We start from the raw sequence: 20,471 nt of genomic DNA, 5'->3' as shown, positions 1-20,471 counted from the left end.
TCCTTAGTCAAATTTCATACGTGTGGCTTTCAGGTTCACAATCGCCAGGGCGCCAACCAGCAGGAAGATCAGGGTGGCAATCGCCGCCGCCAGGCCGAAGTCCTGACCGCCGCCGCCCTCGAAGGCGATGCGGTAGGTGTAGCTCACGAGCAGGTCGGTATAGCCTGCTGGCGTAGTCGTACCGAGACGGTCCGGACCACCGTTGGTCAACAGTTGAATCAGCACGAAGTTGTTAAAGTTAAAGGCGAAGCTGGCAATCATCAGCGGCGTCAGCGGCTTAATGAGCAGCGGCAGGGTAATTTTGAAGAAGTTCTGGAACGGACCCGCGCCGTCCATCGCCGAGGCTTCGTACAGGTCGTCCGGGATGGCCTTCAGCAGCCCCATGCACAGGATCATCATGTACGGATAGCCCAGCCAGGTGTTCACGATGATAATCATCGAGCGAGCGGTGGTCGGGTCGCTGAACCAGGCCGGTTTAATGCCGAACAGCGCGCTCAGCATCATGTTGATTTCACCGAAGCTCTGGTTAAACAGCCCTTTGAAAATCAGAATCGAGATAAACGACGGTACGGCATACGGCAGAATCAGCAGCACGCGGTAAATCGCTTTGCCCTTCAGGGACTCCCACTGCACGAGGCAGGCCAGCACCATGCCCACGGCCACGGTCAGGATCACGGTCAGCACCGAGAAGACCACCGTCCAGACGAAGATGGCGAAGAACGGTTTCTGAATGCCTTCGTCGGTAAACACGCGGGTAAAGTTGTCCCAGCCGATGGTGACGGTATAGCCCGGGCTGAGTTTGTCATCCCCCCAGCTGCCGTCGGCATTCACCGACTGATAGAAACCAATATCGTTGTTCGGGCGGTACTTCACGCCGCTCTGGTTGTTGGTCAACGTGCCGTCATCCGCCAGGGTATAGAGCGGTTGGGTGCCGGAGAACTGGCGCAGCGAGCTCATGATCACTTTGCTTTCGTCTGGCAGTACGGCGGTGAGCTGGGTCAGTGCCTGGCGATTCTGGGTGATGATACGCAGGTTGGCACGTTCACCTTCCGGCAGGGCCGCAGCCTCTTTTAAGGTCAGCTTCTGCTCACCGCCAAATTTGAACGCGTCGGAAAGATAGGTTTTGCCGCTCTCACCGTCAGTGAGCGCTAACTTCCACTCATCACCCGCAGGATACAGGCCGAAGTTAAAAGTTTTACCCGCCTGATAAGAACGGTCCAGAAGCACCTGGGTGGCACGCTCCTGCGCGAGCTGGTTGGTGCTGCTGTAGTTGGTAAAGGCAATCGCGATGGTGCAGATCAGCGGAAAGAGGACAAACAGCCCCATCCCGGCAACGCCCGGGTAAACATAGCGCCAGGCATACGCTTTACGGTTGGCGAAAATATACAGGCCAACCGAGCTTAAAATCAGCGTCATGATGGCGAATAGGTATTCCCCTTGCACGTACATTAAAACAACAAGGTAACCCACCAGCAGACACAGCAGACCTATCACTGACCACTTCAGTGCGTCGCTTTGCCACCAGTGTTTCTTTTTAATGACATCCATGGGGTTCTTCCTCTACAACGGTGGAAACTTATCGTCAGGTGGCGCTGCGCTTACCTGACCTACGGATCGTGCCGTAGTCGTAGGGCGGGTAAGCGCATGCGCCACCCGCCGTTTTTCAGACTTACTTAGTAATACGACCCTGAGCATCTTTCAGCGCGGCATCGACAGTCTGGCGACCGCTTGCAGCGTTGATGACGGCGGTACGGGTGGCGTACCAGAATGCAGCCATCTGAGGGATGTTCGGCATGATTTCGCCTTTCTGGGCGTTATCCATGGTGGCCGCAATACGTGGATCTTTCGCCAGCTGATCCTGGAAGGATTTCAGCGCAACGGCGCCCAGCGGTTTGTCCTTGTTCACTTCATCCAGACCCTGATCGGTCAGCAGGTAGTTTTCGAGGAACTCTTTCGCCAGCTCTTTGTTCGGGCTGGCGGCGTTGATGCCTGCGCTCAGCACGCCCACGAACGGTTTAGACGGTTTGCCGTTGAAGGTTGGCAGCAGGGTCACGCCGTAGTTGATTTTGCTCTTGTCGATGTTGGTCCAGGCCCACGGACCGTTGATGGTCATCGCGGTTTCGCCTTTGTTGAACGCCGCTTCCGCGATGGAGTAGTCAGTATCCGCGTTCATGTGTTTGTTCTTAATCAGGTCAACCAGGAAGGTCAGACCTTTTTTCGCGCCCGCACTGTCCACGCCCACGTCTTTCACGTCATATTTGCCGTTTTCAAACTTGAACGCGTAGCCGCCGTCGGCAGCAATCAGCGGCCAGGTGAAGTACGGTTCTTGCAGGTTGAACATCAGAGCGGATTTACCCTTCGCCTTCAGCTCTTTATCCAGAGCAGGGATCTCTTCCCAGGTTTTCGGTGGGTTTGGCACCAGGTCTTTGTTGTAAATCAGTGACAGGGCTTCAACCGCGATTGGGTATGCGATCAGCTTGCCGTTATAGCGAACGGCGTCCCAGGTGAACGGGAACAGTTTGTCCTGGAAGGCTTTGTCTGGCGTAACTTCTGCCAGCAGGCCAGACTGCGCGTAGCCCCCGAAACGGTCATGCGCCCAGAAGATAATGTCCGGACCATCGCCCGTTGCCGCAACCTGCGGGAACTTCTCTTCCAGTTTGTCCGGGTGCTCTACGGTAACTTTGATACCGGTGTCTTTCTCGAATTTTTTGCCCACTTCGGCCAGACCGTTATAGCCCTTGTCGCCGTTAATCCAGATAACCAGCTTACCTTCTTCAATTTTGGCGAGAGCCGGTGCGGAAATCATCATTGCTGCGAGGGCGGACAATGCGAAAACGCGTGCGCCAGTCTTGATCTTCATATCTGCCATCCTTTATTGGTGATGTGCTCGTGGATACATAAGGTGGTTCAACGTGACTCAGTCTCCTTATTTGACATCCTCTTTCCATCCTCCCAGTCCCTACGCCCCACCCCCTGTTTGTGTGATCCCTGTAACATAAATTTAAGTTATGAGTGCTGGCGCACATAAAAACCCACTGAATTTTGCAGGCCGCTTCACGATTTTCGCCTCGGCCCCTCAGCTGCGGTCGCAGAGCCTGCTCTCTCATCCTCCCGCCTCCTCCCCCATAAAAAAGCCGGGGGGTGGAGGATTCACGAAAGTAATGGAACACGCATAGTGAACTTATCTTGAATGTTTCTGTCGGTGACAGGTTGTAACGAAGGGAGAAGGGCATGGCGAGCGTACAGCTGCGTAATGTAACGAAAGCCTGGGGCGACGTAGTGGTGTCAAAAGACATCAATCTGGACATCCACGAAGGTGAATTTGTGGTGTTCGTGGGTCCATCAGGCTGTGGTAAATCGACTCTGCTGCGTATGATTGCCGGTCTTGAAACCATCACCAGTGGCGATTTATTTATTGGTGATACCCGAATGAACGACATCCCACCAGCAGAACGCGGCGTGGGCATGGTGTTCCAGTCTTATGCGCTTTATCCGCATCTTTCCGTTGCCGAGAACATGTCCTTTGGCCTGAAGCTGGCCGGCGCGAAAAAAGAGACCATTAACCAGCGCGTCACCCAGGTGGCGGAAGTGCTTCAGCTGGCACATCTGCTGGAGCGTAAACCGAAGGCGCTCTCCGGCGGTCAGCGTCAGCGTGTGGCGATCGGCCGTACGCTGGTGGCCGAGCCGCGCGTGTTCCTGCTCGATGAACCTCTCTCTAACCTGGATGCCGCCCTGCGCGTCCAGATGCGTATCGAAATCTCCCGTCTGCACAAACGCCTTGGACGCACGATGATTTACGTCACCCACGATCAGGTCGAAGCGATGACGCTGGCCGACAAAATCGTGGTGCTGGATGCCGGTCGCGTGGCGCAGGTGGGCAAACCGCTGGAGCTGTATCACTACCCGGCAGACCGCTTTGTTGCGGGCTTTATTGGCTCGCCAAAGATGAACTTCCTGCCCGTAAAAGTGACCGCGACGGCAATCGAACAGGTACAGGTGGAGCTGCCAAACCGTCAGCAAGTCTGGCTGCCGGTCGACAGCGCCAACGTACAGGTGGGGGCCAATATGTCCCTCGGTATCCGCCCTGAGCATTTACTGCCGAGCCACATCGCTGATGTGACGCTGGAAGGTGAAGTTCAGGTCGTCGAACAGCTTGGTCACGAAACACAGATTCATATCCAGATCCCCGCCATCCGTCAGAACCTGGTCTACCGCCAGAATGACGTGGTGTTGGTAGAAGAGGGTGCCACATTCGCTATCGGTTTGCCGCCAGAGCGTTGCCATCTGTTCCGTGAGGATGGCACTGCATGTCGTCGGTTGCACAAAGAGCCAGGCGTTTAAGCATTCCAATTACAAAGAAAAGCAATGATCTCAGGAGATAGAATAATGATTACTCTGCGCAAAGTCCCTCTGGCTGTCGCCATTGCGGCAGGCATCCTGTCTGCCCAGGCGGGCGCCGTAGACTTTAAAGGTTATGCTCGTTCCGGCATTGGCTGGACCGGAAGTGGCGGTGAACAACAATGTTTCCAGGCAACAGGCGCACAAAGTAAATACCGTCTCGGTAACGAATGTGAAACCTACGCCGAACTGAAACTGGGCCAGGAAGTGTGGAAAGAAGGCGACAAGAGCTTCTATTTCGACACCAACGTAGCGTACTCCGTTTCTCAACAGAATGACTGGGAATCCACCAGCCCGGCCTTCCGTGAAGCTAACGTGCAGGGTAAAAACCTGATTGAATGGCTGCCAGGCTCTACCATCTGGGCCGGTAAGCGCTTCTATCAGCGTCATGACGTACACATGATCGACTTCTACTACTGGGATATCTCTGGTCCTGGTGCCGGTATTGAAAACATCGATCTGGGCTTTGGTAAACTCTCTCTGGCAGCGACCCGTTCTTCTGAGTCCGGCGGTTCTGCAACCTTCGCCGATCGTGATGCGAACGGCGACCGTATTTATGACAACGTGGTACCAAACGATGTCTTCGACGTCCGTTTAGCCGGTCTGGAAACCAACCCGGGCGGTACGCTGGAGCTGGGCGTTGACTACGGTCATACCAACATTCCTGACGACTACTATCTGCAACCTGGCGCCTCTAAAGATGGCTGGCTGTTCACCGCTGAACACACCCAGAGCATGATGAAAGGATTCAACAAGTTCGTACTGCAATACGGTACGGATTCCATGACCTCTAACGGTAAAGGTATTCCACAGGGCGGCAGCATCGATAACGACGGCTCTATGTGGCGCGTGCTGGACCACGGTGCAATCACCCTGGCAGACCGTTGGGACCTGATGTACGTCGGTATGTACCAGAACATCGATCGTGACAACAACAACGGTACCGAGTGGTGGACCGTGGGTGTTCGTCCAATGTTCAAATGGACGCCGATCATGAGCACCTTGCTGGAAGTGGGCTACGACAACGTTAAGTCTCAGAAAACTGACGACAAAAACAGCCAGTACAAAATCACCCTGGCACAGCAATGGCAGGCAGGCGACAGCATCTGGTCCCGTCCGGCTATCCGTGTCTTCGCAACCTACGCGAAGTGGGATGAGAAATGGGGCTATGCAAACAACGACTCAGGTGCAGGTTACACCTCTGGCGTAGCGTATAGCGACACCTCCGCGAAAACCTTCAGCCGTGGCGACAACGATGAGTGGACCTTCGGCGCCCAGATGGAAATCTGGTGGTAATTCGTCGAGCCTGACGTAATGACCTGAAAAGAGGGGCGTAAGCCCCTCTCTCCTTAGGGTGCTGCGCGCTATTGCCTGGCCACCGCAGTGCTCACGCTATCAGAGGTAATAACAATGAAAATGAAGAAAAGTCTCGTCGCGCTGTGCCTCTCTGCGGGGCTGTTGGCCTGTGCGCCTGCGCTCACCTATGCAGATGTGAATTTTGTTCCTCAAAATACCAGTGCTGCGCCAGCTATTCCGGCTGCGGCTCTTCAGCAACTGGTGTGGACGCCAGTTGATCAGTCGAAAACGCAAACCACGCAGCTTGCCGCTGGCGGTCAGTCGCTGAACGTGCCGGGTATCAGCGGTCCGGTTGCTGCTTTCAGCGTGCCGGCGAATATCGGCGAGCTGACCCTGACGTTAACCAGTGAAGTCAATAAACAGACCAGCGTCTTCGCGCCTAACGTGCTGATCCTCGATCAGAGCATGACGCCATCCGCATTCTTCCCAAGCGACTATTTCAGCTATCAGGAGCCTGGCGTCATGAGTGCCGATCGGCTGGAAGGCGTTATGCGCCTGACGCCAGCCCTGGGTCAGCAGAAGATTTATGTCCTGGTGTTCACGACTGAAAAAGATCTGCAACAGACAACGAAGCTGGTTGATCCGGCGAAAGCCTACGCAAAAGGCACCGGTAACGCTGTCCCGGATATCCCGGATCCGCATGCTCGCCATACTACCGACGGCCTGATCAAGCTGAAAGTCTCCACCAACAGCGCCTCCAGCGTACTCGTAGGCCCGCTGTTTGGCTCATCTGGCCCGGGGCCGGTAACGGTGGGTAATACTGCCGCGCCTGTGTATGCCGCGCCAGCCGCAACACCGGCCGCGGCTCCGGCCCCGGCGAAAAAAGCCGAGCCGGTGCTTAACGATACTGAAACGTACTTTAACAACGCCATCAAGCAGGCAGTTAAAAACGGCGATGTCGATAAAGCGCTGAAACTGCTTGATGAAGCCGAGCGTTTAGGTTCAACCACTGCCCGTTCCACCTTTATCAGCAGTGTAAAAGGCAAGGGGTAACCGTCTCCCCACAGTGCTGATTTTGTTAGTCGTTTGGTGCGCCTTCGCGGGCGCACTTTTTTTGGCTAAGTTGCACCATTGTTGCGATAGTGATCGCTAAATTTGGTTTGTCCGTCCTCATTTTGCCAATCTGCGATACAATGCCTTTACGTTATGTATCGGAGAGTCTGGCATGTCACACCCCGCGCTAACGCAGCTGCGTGCGCTACGCTATTTCGACCAAATACCCGCGCTTAACCCGGAGCAACTGGACTGGCTGCTGCTGGAAGATTCCATGACAAAACGTTTTGAGCAACAGGGTAAAACGGTCACGGTGACGATGATTCAGGAAGGGTTTGTCTCGCCTGCGGAGATTGCCAGCGAGCTGCCGCTGCTGCCGCAGGAAGAACGCTACTGGCTGCGTGAAATTTTACTCTGTGCAGATGGCGAGCCGTGGCTTGCCGGGCGGACGGTGGTTCCTGAGTCTACACTTTCCGGGCCGGAGCTTGCATTGCAACGCCTCGGCAAAACGCCCCTGGGGCGCTATCTGTTCACCTCGTCTGAACTGACCCGTGATTTTATTGAAATTGGTTGCGATGCCGATTTGTGGGGGCGCCGTTCCCGCCTTCGTTTGAGTGGCAAGCCGTTAATACTGACGGAACTCTTTTTGCCTGCATCGCCGTTGTACTAAGAGGGAGAGAAAATGGAGTGGAGTCTGACGCAGAATAAGCTGCTGGCCTATCACCGCCTGATGCGTACTGATAAACCCATTGGCGCGCTGCTGCTGCTGTGGCCGACCTTATGGGCGCTGTGGGTTGCCACGCCGGGCGTGCCGCCGCTGTGGATCCTGGCGGTATTTGTGGCGGGTGTCTGGCTGATGCGCGCTGCGGGTTGTGTGGTCAACGACTATGCTGACCGGAAATTTGATGGACATGTTAAGCGCACCGCGAATCGTCCTCTGCCGAGCGGTCAGGTGACCGGGAAAGAGGCGCGCATTCTGTTTGTGGTGCTGGTGCTTCTCTCTTTCATGCTGGTGTTAACCCTTAACACCATGACCATTCTACTGTCCGTTGCGGCTCTGGCGCTGGCCTGGGTTTACCCGTTCATGAAGCGATACACCCATCTGCCGCAGGTGGTATTGGGTGCGGCATTTGGCTGGTCGATTCCCATGGCGTTTGCCGCGGTCAGCGAGTCCGTTCCGCTCAGCTGCTGGCTGATGTTCCTGGCGAATATTCTCTGGGCCGTTGCGTACGATACCCAATACGCGATGGTCGATCGCGATGACGATCTCAAGATTGGCATCAAATCGACGGCGATCCTGTTTGGTCGTCACGACAAGCTGATCATCGGCATATTACAGGTGGCGGTGCTGGCGCTGATGGTGGCGATTGGTCGCCTGAACGGGCTGAAATGGGAGTTTTACTGGTCCGTACTGGTGGCGGGGCTGCTGTTTGCGTATCAGCAGAAGCTGATCGCGAAGCGCGAGCGTGAAGCCTGCTTTAAAGCGTTTCTGAATAATAACTACGTCGGGCTGGTGCTGTTTCTGGGCCTGGCGATGAGTTACTGGTCATAAAAAAGCCGGGTGGTGGCTTCGCCTTACCCGGCCTACGATTTAGCGGAACATGTAGGCCGGGTAAGCGTTAGCGTCACCCGGCTTTAGCATCATTCGCCCTGCGTCGAACTCTCAATCGTTAAACGCACATCCGCGGTAATCAGCTCTGCCAGCATCTGGTAAACCTTCATCGTCTCTTCCGGCTCGGCATCGCCCGTATCGCTAATGTACCCTTCGTCGCGCAGCGTCAGCACCAGGGAGCTGAATACCGCTTTGTCGAAGAATTCCGGGGCGTTAATGCCATGCAGAACGGAGAGGCGCTGGGCCAGCGTCCGGCTCTCTTTTTCCAGCGTACCGCGGTTGATGGACGGATTTGCACTCAGCAACCAGAAGGTAATGGCGTAGCGCTGCAACGTCTCACGCGCACCGGAAGCCAGGAGCTGCAAGGTACGTGAACGTGACGGATTGATATGCAGTTCATCATCACTGATGGTAATCAGCCCCTGTCGATGCATCTCTGCCGTCATTTTATCGAGCTCTGCCGCCAGTTCATCCTTACTCCAGCGCAGGAACAGCTCCGCTTTCAGCATCGGGTAGATGGCCTGAATATGGCGCAGCAGCTCCTGACGCGAAATACGGCGGTGCTGGGTAATAATGGCCGCCATCAGCGACGGCAGCATCAGCATGTGCGTGATGTTATTACGGTAGTAGGTCATCAGCACGGCCTGCTCGCGCGGCAGAATGATGATGTCACCAATCGTATCTTTCTCGACTTCGAACTTGTTCATCTGCAACGCGTGATCGATCAGCTCGCTGGCGGTGGCAGACGGCACGGTCGAATCCACGGAATACGGCACGTTGCGCATGATATCCAGGTAGCAGTCAATCTGCTCGGTCAGCTGTTCGCGGGTCAGTGAACGCTGGCGAGAGGCCAGAAGCGCAGTACAACACAGGTTCATGGCGTTTGCCGCACCAGCATTGTTGATGCGTACCATCAGCTCGGATGCAATGCCGTTGACCGTTGGCGTCAGCCAGGCCGGACGTACCGCTTCGATAGGATCGATAGACTCGCGCCACTCCGGAACATGATGGTTCAGATATGTCATCAGCGGCAGGGGCTCGCCAAAGTTCACGTATCCCTGGCCGAGGTTGCGCAATTTACTCAGCCCACGCAGCATCTGCGGCAGACTCTCTTTCTCTTTGGTTGCACCGCGCAGCTCTTTCGCGTAGGTGCCCACTTCCATCACGTGTTCATAACCGATGTAAATCGGCACCAGCGTGATAGGACGGGTACCGCCACGCAGCATGGCCTGAATGGTCATCGACAGCGTGCCGGTCTTTGGATCGAGCAGACGACCGGTACGCGAGCGACCGCCTTCAACAAAGTACTCCACAGAATAACCGCGGCTGAACAGCTCGCCCAGATACTCCCTGAAGACGGTGGAGTAAAGCTTGTTACCTTTAAAGGTACGACGAATGAAGAACGCACCCAGACGGCGGAAAATCGGGCCTGCTGGCCAGAAGTTCAGGTTGATACCGGCAGCAATATGCGGTGGCACCAACCCCTGGTGATAGAGCACGTAAGAGAGCAACAAGTAGTCCATGTGGCTGCGGTGGCAGGGCACATAGACAATCTCGTGGCCGTCGTGCGCTAACTGACGCACGCGTTCGGCGTTGTGGACGTTAATCCCCTGATAGAGGCGGTTCCACGTGAAGCCGAGGATACGGTCAGAGAGGCGAATCATCTCGTAGGAGAAGTTCGCGGCGATCTCTTCCATCAGCGCGATTGCGTTCTGCTGCGCTTTCTCGTGCGAAATTTTCTTGCTGCGCGCTTCATCTTCTACGGCACGGGCAATCGCTTTGGAAGCCAGCAGCTTGTTGAACAGATCCTGACGTGCCGGGAGACGTGGTCCAACGGCCGCCAGACGCTGACGTGCAAAGTGCATACGCGCAACGCGCGCCAGCTTTTGCGCAATGATTTTGTCAGTGCCGTGTTCATCCGCCATGCGGCGCAGTGAAACGGAAGGTGAGAAGCGGACAAAACTGTCGCGTCCCAGCCAGGAGACGGCGAAAAACTTCTGAATGCCGTTGAGCATACGCAGCGGCGGGTTCTCTTCCCCTTTTTCGCGCCCCGGACGACGGCCAAACATCACCGACACCGGCACCATCTGCACGTCCAGATCGGGGTTGCTGCGGTGCAGATCGAGGTAATCATGGAACAGCTTAATGGACTCTTCTTTCGGCGTGTAATAGGTGAACACGCGCGGCCCGCCATGGATGAACACGTAGCGTGGCAGCAGCGTACCGTCGACTTCCAGCGGTTCAAGTGGGTCAGGTAAATCGTGCGCCAGACATTGAGCGCGAAGCGTCAGCAGGTCTGCCTTCGAGTTATAAGGCAAAACGTACATAATAGGGCGCGACGTATCGAGCCCTAATTCCAGCGCAGGTTCTGCTGGGATAGATTTACTTTTTACCAGGACGCTTAATGGTAAATTAAGTAATTTGTAGTAAATTCGTGGCCAGCCGGACATAAACGATGTAAAGCCTCTGGTTAATAATGCAATTGCGGCGCAAGGATAACAGAAAGCGCGCAAAATTTCTGTTGTTACCCGTCATACTTCAGGTTGCAGCAAAACGCGCTGCGGCTTTAGTTACAGACGCTATTTATCATAAAAGGTTCTTTTAATGGCCAATAATACCACTGGGTTAACTCGAATCATTAAAGCTGCCGGTTATTCATGGAAAGGTTTCCGCGCTGCATGGGTTAATGAAGCCGCTTTCCGCCAGGAGGCGGTTGCTGCAATCGTTGCCGTTGTCATCGCCTGCTTCCTTGATGTTGATGCTATCACCCGCGTACTGCTCATCGGATCTGTCTTTCTGGTGATGATAGTGGAAATTCTTAATAGCGCTATTGAGGCCGTTGTTGACCGAATCGGGTCGGAATTCCATGAATTGTCTGGCCGGGCGAAAGACATGGGTTCCGCTGCCGTACTGCTGGCGATTATCACTGCGGCGATCACCTGGGTCACGCTGCTTTGGTCGCATTTCCGATGAGCCTCGAGGAATAATTAAGTCCCTGGTTTTTTGTGCAGTTTTTGGTTCCAAAATCGCCTTTGACTGTATATACTCACAGCATAACTGTATATACACCCAGGGGGCGGTATGAAAGCGTTAACGACCAGGCAGCAAGAGGTGTTTGATCTCATTCGGGATCATATCGGCCAGACGGGTATGCCACCCACGCGTGCAGAAATTGCGCAGCGTCTGGGCTTCCGTTCTCCTAATGCTGCCGAAGAGCACCTTAAAGCGCTGGCGCGTAAGGGCGTGATTGAGATTGTTTCCGGCGCCTCACGCGGTATTCGTCTGCTGGTGGAAGAAGAGAGCGGTATTCCGCTGGTGGGTCGCGTAGCGGCAGGTGAACCTCTGCTGGCGCAGCAGCACATCGAAGGGCACTATCAGGTTGATCCAGGCATGTTCAAGCCGAGCGCCGATTTCCTGCTGCGCGTTAGCGGAATGTCCATGAAAGATATCGGTATTTTGGATGGCGATCTGCTGGCGGTACACAAAACGCAGGACGTGCGTAACGGGCAAGTCGTGGTGGCGCGCATTGATGATGAAGTGACGGTTAAGCGCCTGAAAAAACAAGGCAATACCGTGCAGCTTCTGCCTGAAAACAATGAATTCTCCCCGATTGTGGTGGATCTCCGCGAGCAGAGCTTCTCTATTGAAGGGCTGGCGGTCGGCGTTATCCGCAACGGTGAATGGCTATAATCTCTTCCTGACAGGCTGTAGTTCCTCTACAGCCTGGCCTGTTTTCTGATTCCGGTAATTTCCATGGCATTGCTAACTTCTGCCGATAAGGCGTTGTGGCGTCTTGCGCTACCGATGATTTTTTCCAATATTACCGTTCCTCTGCTTGGGCTGGTGGATACGGCGGTTATCGGGCATCTCGATTCGCCGATTTATCTCGGCGGCGTCGCGATCGGCGCAACGGCGACCAGCTTTCTCTTTATGCTGCTGCTTTTTCTGCGCATGAGTACGACGGGCCTGACGGCCCAGGCGTATGGTGCAAAAGATCCCCTGCGTCTGGCGCGTGCGCTGGTTCAGCCGCTCATTCTGGCGTTCGGTGCTGGCGCGTTAATCGTTCTGTTGCGTACGCCGCTGATTGATTTTGCGCTCCATATTGTGGGCGGCAGCGATGCCGTACTGGAACAGGCCCGGCGGTTCCTCGAAATTCGCTGGCTCAGCGCGCCCGCTTCACTGGCAAACCTGGTCCTGCTGGGCTGGCTGTTGGGCGTGCAGTACGCCCGCGCGCCGGTGATCCTGCTGGTGGTAGGCAACCTGCTTAACATTATGCTCGATCTGTGGCTGGTGATGGGGCTGCACATGAACGTCCGGGGCGCGGCGCTGGCCACGGCAATTGCCGAGTACGGTACGCTGCTGATCGGTTTGGGGATGGTCTGGCGCGTGCTGGCGATGCGCGGTATCACCCTGGATCTGCTGAAATCGGCCTGGCGCGGCAACATTCGTAAGCTGCTGGCGCTTAATCGCGACATCATGCTCCGTTCTCTCCTGCTGCAACTCTGCTTTGGCGCCTTAACCGTTTTTGGTGCGCGTCTTGGGCCTGAGATCGTTGCCGTCAACGCAGTGCTCATGACGTTACTGACCTTTACCGCTTACGCGCTGGATGGTTTTGCTTACGCCGTCGAGGCGCATTCAGGGCAGGCCTATGGCGCGCGTGAAAGCGGCCAGTTACGTGAAGTCTGGCGTGCTGCCTGTCGTCAGGCGGGTCTGGTGGCGCTGGCCTTTGCTCTGGTATACGCCTGTTTTGGTGGGCATATTGTCGCACTACTCACCTCGTTGCCCGCGCTACGTGAGCTGGCCGATCGCTACATCCTCTGGCAGGTAGTATTACCGGTGGTGGGTGTGTGGTGCTATTTGCTGGACGGCATGTTTATTGGTGCGACGCGAGGGGCGGAGATGCGCAACAGCATGGCCGTCGCGGCGGCGGGGTTTGGCCTGACGCTGCTGACCCTGCCGTATCTCGGCAATCATGGTCTGTGGCTGGCGCTGGCGGTGTTTCTCTCACTGCGTGGCCTTTCGCTGGCCGTTATCTGGCATCGTCACTGGCGAAACAATACCTGGTTTCCAGCCCCGCACGATATATCGTAACGGTTAAAGATTCCGAATATAAAAACAACTACCGAATCCTTAACTACAATAATAATCACGTCCAGCAGAAAAGAACGTAGCGGGCGATACTCATAGACGCTTAACACGAGGACACGATTATGAATAAAGACGAAATCGGCGGCAACTGGAAGCAATTCAAAGGTAAAGCGAAAGAACAGTGGGGTAAGCTGACAGATGACGATATGACCGTCATTGAAGGTAAGCGCGATCAGCTGGTAGGTAAAATCCAGGAGCGCTACGGTTACGAAAAAGATCAGGCGGAAAACGAAGTCAAAGACTGGGAAACCCGTAACGACTACCGCTGGTAACCGGTACTATCCCCAAGGGCGGCCCTGAGCCGCCTTTTTCTTTGGCTTTAACGCGGCTTTTTCTTCACCAGGATAGAGTGATCGTGCTGACAGTCATCCTGATGACGGCATGACTCCACCTCCACGCAGGCAGAACATAAGCCGTGGGCTTCAATCACGTTATGGCGCAGCGCAAAGCCCATTCTGGCTGCCAGCGTATGCATAATATCTTCCACACCTTCCGCACACTCTTCCTTCACCACACCACAGCGATCGCAGATAAACATGGCGGACGTGTGAGTTGGCTGGTCAAAAAGATGGCACAGCACATAGCTGTTTGTTGATTCCACTTTATGCACAAACCCTTGCTCCAGCAGAAAATCCAGCGCCCGATAAACGGTCGGCGGTTTTGCCTGCGGCTCGCTTTCACGCAGCAGATCGAGCAGATCGTAGGCGCTTATGGCGCCCTGTTGCAGGCTCATCAGACGCAGTACCTCAAGGCGCTGCGGGGTCAGGCGCACATTGCGTTGCGCGCACAGCTTTTCAGCTTGCGCTAACAGCTCTTTTGTGGACTTGTCCATCGGGCACCTCGGATGTGGTAAGGGGTGAAAACTCTCACTTTATCATGTTCTGCTAAAAACACCGAGATCCGCCAGGCTGTGCTATACCTGACGCATCGCAAATCAGGAGATCGCAAAATGAAAAGACCTGACTGTATTCGGCACTGGCGGGACGTGGAAGGCGCTGATGACGCAACGTATCCTGACAGCAACGAACGTTTTTCTATTGGCGCGCCGCTGGCCCGCAAACTGGGTCTCGGCCGCATTGGTATTCACCATGAACGGCTGCCGCCCGGACGCCGCACATCTTATCCGCATGCGGAAAGCGACGAAGAGGAGTTTGTTTACGTTCTGGAGGGTTACCCTGAGGCCTGGATCAATGGCTATTTATGGAAGCTCGAACCCGGAGACAGCGTGGGATTTCCAGCCGGGACGGGCGTGTGTCACACCTTTATCAACAATACCGATGAAGAGGTGCGCTTACTGGTGGTGGGTGAGGCCAATAAAAAACATAACCGTATCTACTATCCGCTCAATCCGGTGTATGCCGCGACGCGCGAAGACCGCTGGGTCGACCATCCGCCTCAGTTTTTTGGGCCGCACGATGGAAAACCTGGGCGAAAATAATTTCCTCTTCTATAAATATTGATGGTCGTCACATATTACAACAGGCCGGGATGGAATTTAACTTAAGGAAATAGCGGGTCTTTTTGCACTTATTCACAGCAATAGTTCGTTCCTGTTTGGGTGATAACAGACAGGGTTAACTAATAACAAACTATTTACGAGCACACTGTGAAAAAACATTTTAAATTTTCGATGGTTAGCATCGCTGTCTCCTTTTTTATGGCAAATCAGGCGGGAGCAGCCAATACCTGGACGGAAGCGCGTAGCGACGCAATGGGCGGAACGGGTGTCGCGGCAGGGAGCTATGGCAGCGGGGCGTTAATCAACCCCGCGTTGCTGGCAAAATCTAAACCGGACGATAGTGTCACTGTGATCCTGCCGTCCATTGGTGCGCAGATTTCAGATAAAGACAATCTTCGGGATAAGATTGATGACATCAGTGATGATGTGAATAACTATCGCAGCACACTGAATAATATTAATCCTGTCGATCTTTTTAACCCTTCAAGCCCTGCCTCTTTGCAGGTCTCTTCGGCGGCAGGCGATCTTGCCGATCAACTGGATTCATTGAAAGGGAAAACCGCCAGCGGTAAAGCAGGAGGGGGGATCGCCGTAAGCATTCCTAATGATGTACTTTCAGTCGCTTTTGTAGCGAAAGCCAATGCGCGTGCACGCGTGAGCTCTTATATCGATCAGGGCGATATCGATAAGCTACGTTTAGTAGAGGCTACGCCCGTTGCCGTATTTGGCGTTAACCCGAATGATCTCAAATCAAAAGGGTATGGCCGTGCAGCAATCGTTTCGGATTATGGTGTTGCAATCGCACGTCAGTTTGATCTTAGCGGTGTGCCGGTTTCCGTCGGCATCACCCCGAAGCTACAAAAAACATGGCTTTATAACTACACCGTTTCTATCTACAACTTTGACAGTGATGATATAAACAGTAGCCGTTACCGCAATGATGACACCGGGTTTAACGTTGATGCTGGCCTTGCGGCAGACTTTGGGGAAAACTGGACGGTCGGCCTGACCGGTCAGAATCTCTTCTCTCGCGATATCGACACCAAAGAAGTGGATGGGGTACGCGATACCTATCAAATTAGTCCTGTCGTCACTGCCGGGGCCGCCTGGCATAACGATCTGGTCACGCTTACCGCAGACGGCGATCTGACCGAAACCAAGGGCTTTAAAAGCGAAGACACCTCCCAGTACGTTGGCGTCGGTGCCGAAGTCACGCCGCTGAGCTGGCTGGCAGTACGCGCCGGTTATCGTGCGGATATGAAAGGGAACGACAGCAACGTCTTTACCGGCGGTGTCGGTTTCGCGCCGTTCAACGCCGTCCACGTTGACCTGATGGGGCTTTATGGCGAAGACGAGACCTGGGGCGCAGGGGCACAGTTGAGCATGACGTTCTAAAGTCCACCGGAGGCGCTGCGCCTCCGGCTTTTCTTTATGCTATAGTAGCGCCCCTTTTCCACCGGATGCTTAAAACTTCGCCATGTCGTCAGAATTCCAGACCGCTTTCCCTGCACACCGTTTCTCCATTGCGCCAATGCTCGACTGGACGGACAGACACTGCCGCTATTTCCTGCGCCAGCTCTCCCGCCATACGCTGCTGTACACCGAAATGGTCACTACCGGCGCAATTATTCATGGCAAGGGCGATTATCTGGCGTACAGCGAAGAGGAGCATCCGGTTGCGCTGCAACTGGGTGGCAGCGATCCGGCTGCGCTGGCGCAGTGCGCGAAGCTGGCTGAAGAACGCGGCTATGACGAGATTAACCTCAACGTCGGTTGCCCGTCCGACCGTGTGCAAAACGGTATGTTCGGCGCGTGTCTGATGGGAAATGCACACCTGGTGGCGGACTGCATCAAAGCGATGCGCGACGTCGTCTCTATCCCGGTCACGGTCAAAACCCGTATCGGCATAGACGACCAGGACAGCTATGAGTTTCTGTGTGATTTCATCAACACGGTATCAGGGAAGGGTGAATGCGAGATGTTTATCATCCACGCCCGTAAAGCCTGGCTCTCTGGCCTCAGCCCGAAAGAGAACCGTGAGATCCCGCCGCTGGACTACCCGCGCGTGTATCAGCTGAAGCGTGACTTCCCGCACCTGACGATGTCCATTAACGGCGGCATCAAGTCGCTGGAAGAGGCCAAAGCGCATCTTGAACATATGGATGGGGTGATGGTCGGGCGCGAGGCGTATCAGAACCCGGGCATTCTGGCGACGGTCGATCGCGAAATCTTTGGCGTTGACGGTGCTGACTACGATCCCGTGGCGGTAGTGCGCGCCATGTATCCGTACATTGAGCGCGAGCTGAGTCATGGTACGTATCTGGGCCACATTACCCGCCATATGCTTGGCCTGTTCCAGGGCATTCCTGGTGCGCGCCAGTGGCGTCGTTATCTCAGCGAGAACGCGCATAAAGCCGGTGCGGATATTGAGGTACTGGAACACGCGCTGCGTCTGGTTGCGGATAAACGTTAAATTTCGCTAAAAGATGGTCAAATACGCCACGCCCTGCAACACATTGCGGGGCGTTTTGCTTTCAGAACAACAACTTATTTTTGGCATGATTCTTGTAAAGATCGCAGCATCATTCGGGAACTCGTGGGAGAGCACCATGCTTGAACTACTTTTTGTGATTGGTTTCTTTATCATGCTGATGGTCACGGGCGTGTCGCTGCTCGGTATCCTGGCCGCGCTCGTTGTGGCCACGGTGGTGATGTTTGTCGGCGGTTTATTTGCCCTGACGATTAAACTCTTGCCGTGGTTACTTCTGGCGATTGCGGTGGTATGGGCGATACGGGCGATTAAATCGCCAAAACTGCCCAGTTATCAGCGTAATAACCGCTTCCGTTACTAAGGTATTGAGGGGTACGTCACATACCTGCAACTTTTCCGGCAGCAATCCTTAGAACAGAATAGGATTTACTTATCGAATCTGTCACTATGGCTGCCGCTAAAGAATTCATCGAGCTGTACCCTACATACAGCCGAACTAAAAAAAGAAAGGGCTTCCCACGGGAAGCCCAATTTCTTTTTATGGCTCAGGGAATTAACAGACTCGACCCCTGCGTTGCCCGGCTCTCCAGCACCTCATGCGCACGTTGCGCATCGGTCAGCGGATATTTCTGCGCCTCTGCCACATCCACTTTAATCACCCCGCTGGCGATCAGCGAGAACAGCTCGTTGCTGGCTTCCTCGAGTTCTTCCCGGTTGGTGATGTAACCTTGCAGGGAAGGGCGAGTGACGTACAGTGATCCTTTCTGATTCAGAATGCCCAGGTTCACCCCGGTGACAGCCCCGGAGGCGTTACCGAAGCTCACCATCAGCCCGCGACGTTGCAGGCAGTCCAGCGAAGATTCCCAGGTGTCTTTCCCCACCGAGTCATACACCACGCGGACCTTTTTGCCGCCAGTGATCTCTTTTAGCCGCTCAACGATGCTCTCTTCCCGGTAGTTGATCACCTGCCATGCGCCCGCGTCCAGCGCACGCTGCGCTTTTTGCGCGCTGCCTGTGGTGCCGATCAGCTTCGCGCCCAGGGCTTTCGCCCACTGGCAGGCAATCAGCCCCACGCCACCTGCGGCTGCGTGAAACAGGAATTGCTCGTCAGGCTTAATTTCGTAGGTTTTACGCAGCAGATAATAGACCGTCAGCCCTTTCAGGAATGAGGCGGCAGCCTGCTCGAAGCCGATCGCATTTGGCAGAAGCGCCGCTTTCTCGGCCGGAACGTTATGGATGGAGCTGTAAGCGCCCAGCGCCGACTGCGCGTACACCACGCGATCGCCTTCCTTAATGTGCTTAACCGCGCTGCCCACTTTGCTGACGATGCCGGCCGCCTCTGTGCCCAGCCCGCTCGGCATCGACGGAGGCGGATAGAGGCCGCCGCGAATATAGGTATCGATGTAGTTAATGCCGATAGCTTTGTTTTCCACCTGGATTTCGTTCTCGCCAGGCGCAGCGGGGGTAAATTCCACCGCTTTGAGTACGTCAGGGCCACCATGCTTGTGAAATTCAATACGTGTTGCCATGCTTCCTCCAGAATGTGGTAATCTTTCGACCCACTCTTTATCTCGGTAACTCCATTCACTATGGCAGGAAACAAACCCTTCAACAAACAGACTGAACCTCGTGAGCGTGATTATCAGGTCGCCGGGTTAAAAGTCCCGCCGCACTCGATTGAAGCGGAACAGTCGGTGTTGGGCGGTTTAATGCTGGATAACGAACGCTGGGACGACGTCGCCGAGCGCGTTGTCGCGGAAGACTTCTATACCCGCCCGCACCGCCACATCTTTACGGAAATGGCGCGTTTGCAGGAGTCGGGCAGCCCGATCGACCTGATTACGCTCGCAGAATCGCTGGAGCGTCTGGGACAGCTCGACAGCGTCGGCGGATTTGCCTATCTGGCAGAACTGTCAAAAAACACGCCAAGTGCCGCGAACATCAGCGCTTACGCTGATATCGTTCGTGAACGTGCCGTTGTCCGCGAGATGATCTCGGTGGCGAATGAGATCGCCGAGGCCGGTTTCGATCCCCAGGGGCGCACCAGCGAAGATCTGCTCGACCTGGCGGAATCCCGCGTCTTTAAAATCGCCGAAAGCCGTGCGAATAAAGACGAAGGCCCGAAAAACATCGCCGATGTGCTCGACGCCACCGTTGCACGTATTGAGCAGCTTTTCCAGCAGCCGCACGATGGCGTGACGGGGGTGAACACCGGTTATGACGATCTCAACAAGAAAACGGCAGGTCTTCAGCCGTCGGATTTGATTATCGTGGCCGCACGTCCGTCGATGGGTAAAACAACATTTGCAATGAACCTCGTCGAAAACGCGGCGATGTTGCAGGATAAGCCGGTGCTTATCTTCAGTCTGGAGATGCCCTCTGAACAGATCATGATGCGTTCTCTGGCGTCCCTGTCGCGCGTGGATCAGACCCGCATCCGTACCGGTCAGCTGGACGATGAGGACTGGGCGCGGATCTCCGGCACCATGGGGATTTTGCTGGAAAAACGGAACATCTATATTGATGACTCCTCCGGCCTGACGCCGACGGAAGTGCGCTCCCGCGCGCGCCGTATCGCCCGTGAACACGGTGGCATCGGTCTCATCATGATCGACTACCTTCAGCTGATGCGCGTTCCGTCGCTTTCCGACAACCGTACGCTGGAGATTGCCGAGATTTCGCGCTCGCTCAAGGCGTTAGCCAAAGAGCTGCACGTGCCGGTGGTGGCGCTGTCGCAGCTTAACCGCTCTCTGGAACAACGTGCAGACAAGCGCCCGGTCAACTCCGACCTGCGTGAATCCGGCTCCATCGAGCAGGATGCCGACTTAATCATGTTCATCTACCGTGATGAGGTTTATCACGAGAACAGCGACCTGAAAGGGATCGCCGAAATTATTATTGGTAAGCAACGTAACGGCCCCATCGGTACGGTACGTCTGACCTTTAACGGCCAGTGGTCGCGTTTCGACAACTATGCCGGTCCTCAATATGATGATGAGTAATTTCTAAGGAAT

At 55.0% G+C, this 20,471-nt stretch carries 19 protein-coding genes; 14 read left to right on the top strand and 5 right to left on the bottom strand.

The window, feature by feature from the left end:
* Positions 1-3 precede the first annotated feature (3 nt).
* Positions 4-1,548: a maltose ABC transporter permease MalF gene (malF, locus tag CU081_RS02120; RefSeq protein ID WP_003860331.1), complete on the bottom strand. Its 1,545-nt coding sequence runs from the start codon at positions 1,546-1,548 to the stop codon at positions 4-6.
* Positions 1,549-1,669: 121 nt separating this feature from the next.
* Positions 1,670-2,860: a maltose/maltodextrin ABC transporter substrate-binding protein MalE gene (gene malE, locus CU081_RS02115; protein WP_003860330.1), complete on the bottom strand. Its 1,191-nt coding sequence runs from the start codon at positions 2,858-2,860 to the stop codon at positions 1,670-1,672.
* Between the two features lie 371 nt (positions 2,861-3,231).
* Between malE and malK the strand changes: the two genes are divergently transcribed.
* The 5 genes from malK (at position 3,232) to ubiA (ending at position 8,299) form a co-directional block, all read left to right on the top strand.
* The gene (gene malK, locus CU081_RS02105) at positions 3,232-4,341 is read left to right on the top strand and encodes a maltose/maltodextrin ABC transporter ATP-binding protein MalK (protein ID WP_003860329.1); all 1,110 of its coding nucleotides are present in this window, start codon (positions 3,232-3,234) and stop codon (positions 4,339-4,341) included.
* A gap of 42 nt (positions 4,342-4,383) precedes the next feature.
* Positions 4,384-5,694, top strand: coding sequence for a maltoporin (locus CU081_RS02100; protein ID WP_026080558.1), 1,311 nt, complete (start codon positions 4,384-4,386; stop codon positions 5,692-5,694).
* Positions 5,695-5,808: 114 nt separating this feature from the next.
* Positions 5,809-6,747: a maltose operon protein MalM gene (malM, locus tag CU081_RS02095; protein ID WP_003860327.1), complete on the top strand. Its 939-nt coding sequence runs from the start codon at positions 5,809-5,811 to the stop codon at positions 6,745-6,747.
* A gap of 172 nt (positions 6,748-6,919) precedes the next feature.
* Entirely contained in the window at positions 6,920-7,417 is a 498-nt protein-coding gene (ubiC, locus tag CU081_RS02090; RefSeq protein ID WP_003860326.1) for a chorismate lyase, read from the top strand.
* A 12-nt stretch (positions 7,418-7,429) separates the two neighbouring features.
* Positions 7,430-8,299 carry a 4-hydroxybenzoate octaprenyltransferase gene (ubiA, locus tag CU081_RS02085; RefSeq protein WP_003860324.1) on the top strand — a complete coding sequence of 290 codons (870 nt, stop codon included), beginning with the start codon at positions 7,430-7,432 and terminating at the stop codon, positions 8,297-8,299.
* 89 nt (positions 8,300-8,388) lie between these two features.
* On the opposite strand, the gene plsB is transcribed toward ubiA, so the two are convergent.
* Positions 8,389-10,809, bottom strand: a complete 2,421-nt coding sequence (gene plsB / locus CU081_RS02080; RefSeq protein WP_003860322.1) for a glycerol-3-phosphate 1-O-acyltransferase PlsB — start codon at positions 10,807-10,809, stop codon at positions 8,389-8,391.
* A 154-nt stretch (positions 10,810-10,963) separates the two neighbouring features.
* On the opposite strand from plsB, the gene CU081_RS02075 reads away from it, so the two are divergent.
* The 4 genes from CU081_RS02075 to CU081_RS02060 all read left to right on the top strand — a co-directional run bounded on the left by CU081_RS02075 (position 10,964) and on the right by CU081_RS02060 (position 13,779).
* Complete coding sequence (locus tag CU081_RS02075; protein WP_003860321.1) at positions 10,964-11,332, top strand: diacylglycerol kinase; 369 nt, start codon at positions 10,964-10,966, stop codon at positions 11,330-11,332.
* Between the two features lie 108 nt (positions 11,333-11,440).
* Positions 11,441-12,049, top strand: a complete 609-nt coding sequence (gene lexA / locus CU081_RS02070; RefSeq protein ID WP_003860318.1) for a transcriptional repressor LexA — start codon at positions 11,441-11,443, stop codon at positions 12,047-12,049.
* 63 nt (positions 12,050-12,112) lie between these two features.
* The gene (gene dinF, locus CU081_RS02065) at positions 12,113-13,450 is read left to right on the top strand and encodes an MATE family efflux transporter DinF (RefSeq protein ID WP_022650222.1); all 1,338 of its coding nucleotides are present in this window, start codon (positions 12,113-12,115) and stop codon (positions 13,448-13,450) included.
* A 119-nt stretch (positions 13,451-13,569) separates the two neighbouring features.
* A complete protein-coding gene (locus CU081_RS02060; RefSeq protein ID WP_003860314.1) occupies positions 13,570-13,779 on the top strand; it encodes a CsbD family protein in 210 nt (69 codons plus the stop codon).
* Positions 13,780-13,826: 47 nt separating this feature from the next.
* Here CU081_RS02060 and zur read toward each other — a convergent pair whose 3' ends face one another.
* A complete protein-coding gene (zur, locus tag CU081_RS02055; protein ID WP_003860309.1) occupies positions 13,827-14,339 on the bottom strand; it encodes a zinc uptake transcriptional repressor Zur in 513 nt (170 codons plus the stop codon).
* Positions 14,340-14,456: 117 nt separating this feature from the next.
* Here zur and CU081_RS02050 point away from each other — a divergent pair, with 117 nt between their 5' ends.
* From CU081_RS02050 to pspG, 4 genes are all read left to right on the top strand, one after another.
* Positions 14,457-14,945: a cupin domain-containing protein gene (locus tag CU081_RS02050; protein ID WP_003860307.1), complete on the top strand. Its 489-nt coding sequence runs from the start codon at positions 14,457-14,459 to the stop codon at positions 14,943-14,945.
* Positions 14,946-15,113: 168 nt separating this feature from the next.
* On the top strand, positions 15,114-16,361 hold the full coding sequence (traF, locus tag CU081_RS02045) for a conjugal transfer protein TraF (RefSeq protein WP_003860305.1): 1,248 nt from the start codon (positions 15,114-15,116) through the stop codon (positions 16,359-16,361).
* Between the two features lie 82 nt (positions 16,362-16,443).
* Entirely contained in the window at positions 16,444-17,439 is a 996-nt protein-coding gene (dusA, locus tag CU081_RS02040; RefSeq protein WP_058647335.1) for a tRNA dihydrouridine(20/20a) synthase DusA, read from the top strand.
* A gap of 136 nt (positions 17,440-17,575) precedes the next feature.
* Positions 17,576-17,818: an envelope stress response protein PspG gene (gene pspG / locus CU081_RS02035; protein WP_003860302.1), complete on the top strand. Its 243-nt coding sequence runs from the start codon at positions 17,576-17,578 to the stop codon at positions 17,816-17,818.
* A 184-nt stretch (positions 17,819-18,002) separates the two neighbouring features.
* Here pspG and CU081_RS02030 read toward each other — a convergent pair whose 3' ends face one another.
* Positions 18,003-18,986: a quinone oxidoreductase gene (locus CU081_RS02030; protein ID WP_003860300.1), complete on the bottom strand. Its 984-nt coding sequence runs from the start codon at positions 18,984-18,986 to the stop codon at positions 18,003-18,005.
* A gap of 60 nt (positions 18,987-19,046) precedes the next feature.
* Between CU081_RS02030 and dnaB the strand changes: the two genes are divergently transcribed.
* Entirely contained in the window at positions 19,047-20,459 is a 1,413-nt protein-coding gene (gene dnaB / locus CU081_RS02025; RefSeq protein ID WP_003860298.1) for a replicative DNA helicase, read from the top strand.
* The last annotated feature ends 12 nt before the right edge of the window (positions 20,460-20,471 follow it).

This window comes from Enterobacter sp. CRENT-193 (assembly GCF_002787395.1).
Taxonomy (GTDB): Bacteria; Pseudomonadota; Gammaproteobacteria; order Enterobacterales; family Enterobacteriaceae; genus Enterobacter; species Enterobacter hormaechei_C.
This window is presented reverse-complemented; position numbering and strand designations above follow the sequence as displayed.

Excerpts from the sequence above, each read along its gene's own strand:
- malF (WP_003860331.1), bottom strand. The coding sequence starts at position 1,548 with ATGGATGTCATTAAAAAGAAACACTGGTGGCAAAGCGACGCACTGAAG.
- pspG (WP_003860302.1), top strand. The coding sequence starts at position 17,576 with ATGCTTGAACTACTTTTTGTGATTGGTTTCTTTATCATGCTGATGGTC.
- malK (WP_003860329.1), top strand. The coding sequence starts at position 3,232 with ATGGCGAGCGTACAGCTGCGTAATGTAACGAAAGCCTGGGGCGACGTA.
- CU081_RS02050 (WP_003860307.1), top strand. The coding sequence starts at position 14,457 with ATGAAAAGACCTGACTGTATTCGGCACTGGCGGGACGTGGAAGGCGCT.
- zur (WP_003860309.1), bottom strand. The coding sequence starts at position 14,339 with ATGGACAAGTCCACAAAAGAGCTGTTAGCGCAAGCTGAAAAGCTGTGC.
- CU081_RS02075 (WP_003860321.1), top strand. The coding sequence starts at position 10,964 with ATGGCCAATAATACCACTGGGTTAACTCGAATCATTAAAGCTGCCGGT.
- malE (WP_003860330.1), bottom strand. The coding sequence starts at position 2,860 with ATGAAGATCAAGACTGGCGCACGCGTTTTCGCATTGTCCGCCCTCGCA.
- lexA (WP_003860318.1), top strand. The coding sequence starts at position 11,441 with ATGAAAGCGTTAACGACCAGGCAGCAAGAGGTGTTTGATCTCATTCGG.
- plsB (WP_003860322.1), bottom strand. The coding sequence starts at position 10,809 with ATGTCCGGCTGGCCACGAATTTACTACAAATTACTTAATTTACCATTA.
- malM (WP_003860327.1), top strand. The coding sequence starts at position 5,809 with ATGAAAATGAAGAAAAGTCTCGTCGCGCTGTGCCTCTCTGCGGGGCTG.
- ubiC (WP_003860326.1), top strand. The coding sequence starts at position 6,920 with ATGTCACACCCCGCGCTAACGCAGCTGCGTGCGCTACGCTATTTCGAC.
- dusA (WP_058647335.1), top strand. The coding sequence starts at position 16,444 with ATGTCGTCAGAATTCCAGACCGCTTTCCCTGCACACCGTTTCTCCATT.
- dinF (WP_022650222.1), top strand. The coding sequence starts at position 12,113 with ATGGCATTGCTAACTTCTGCCGATAAGGCGTTGTGGCGTCTTGCGCTA.
- dnaB (WP_003860298.1), top strand. The coding sequence starts at position 19,047 with ATGGCAGGAAACAAACCCTTCAACAAACAGACTGAACCTCGTGAGCGT.
- ubiA (WP_003860324.1), top strand. The coding sequence starts at position 7,430 with ATGGAGTGGAGTCTGACGCAGAATAAGCTGCTGGCCTATCACCGCCTG.
- CU081_RS02060 (WP_003860314.1), top strand. The coding sequence starts at position 13,570 with ATGAATAAAGACGAAATCGGCGGCAACTGGAAGCAATTCAAAGGTAAA.
- CU081_RS02030 (WP_003860300.1), bottom strand. The coding sequence starts at position 18,986 with ATGGCAACACGTATTGAATTTCACAAGCATGGTGGCCCTGACGTACTC.